At 70.2% G+C, this 1,078-nt stretch carries 1 protein-coding gene; it reads left to right on the top strand.

The window, feature by feature from the left end; translation table 11 throughout:
* Positions 1-1,077: enolase C-terminal domain-like protein (locus FJ694_RS36515; RefSeq protein WP_157272403.1), on the top strand; the 1,077-nt coding region annotated here is incomplete at its 5' end.
* Between the last annotated feature and the right edge of the window lies 1 nt (position 1,078).

Raw genomic sequence — 1,078 nt, forward strand, 5'->3', positions numbered from 1 at the left:
CGCACCAAGTTCGCCGACCGCGACGCCGGCGGGCGCGGGCTGCAGACCTTCGACCTGCGCACCACCATCCACGCCGTCACGGCCGTGGAGTCGGCGCTGCTGGACCTGCTGGGCCAGGAGCTCGACGTGCCGGTGTGCGCGCTGCTGGGCGAGGGCCAGCAGCGCGAGTCGGTGCCGATGCTGGGCTACCTGTTCTACATCGGCGACCGCAACAAGACCGACCTGCCCTACGACAGCGACCCCGACGCCTCCGACGACTGGCTGCGCATCCGCCACGAGGAGGCGATGACGCCCGACGCCATCGTCAAGCTGGCCGAGGCCGCGCAGGCGCGCTACGGCTTCCAGGATTTCAAATTGAAGGGCGGGGTGCTGCGCGGCGAGGAGGAGGTCGAGGCCATCAAGGCGCTGAAGGCGCGCTTTCCCGACGCCCGCATCACGCTCGACCCCAACGGCGGCTGGCTGCTCAAGGACGCCATCCGCCTGATGCGCGACCTGCACGGCGTGCTGGCCTATGCCGAGGACCCCTGCGGCGCCGAAGGGGGCTTCTCCGGGCGCGAGGTGATGGCCGAGTTCCGCCGCGCCACCGGGCTGCCCACGGCGACCAACATGATCGCCACCGACTGGCGCCAGTTCGTGCACTCGCTGGTGCTGCAGTCGGTGGACATCCCGCTGGCCGACCCGCACTTCTGGACCATGCAGGGCGCGGTGCGCGTGGGCCAGACCTGCCGCGACTTCGGGCTGACCTGGGGCTCGCACTCCAACAACCACTTCGACGTCTCGCTGGCGATGTTCACGCACGCCGCGGCCGCCGTGCCGGGCCGCGTCACGGCCATCGACACGCACTGGATCTGGCAGGACGGGCAGTTCCTCACGAAGGAGCCGCTGCAGATCCAGGGCGGCGAAGTCGCCGTGCCGAAGAAGCCGGGCCTCGGGGTGGAACTGGACATGGACGCGGTGATGAAGGCCAACGCGCTGTACCAGCAGCACGGCCTGGGCGCGCGCGACGACGCCATCGCCATGCAGTACCTGGTGCCGGGCTGGAAGTTCGACAACAAGCGGCCCTGCCTGGTGCGCTGAA

The organism is Azohydromonas aeria (assembly GCF_009760915.1).
Lineage (GTDB): Bacteria > Pseudomonadota > Gammaproteobacteria > Burkholderiales > Burkholderiaceae_C > Azohydromonas > Azohydromonas aeria.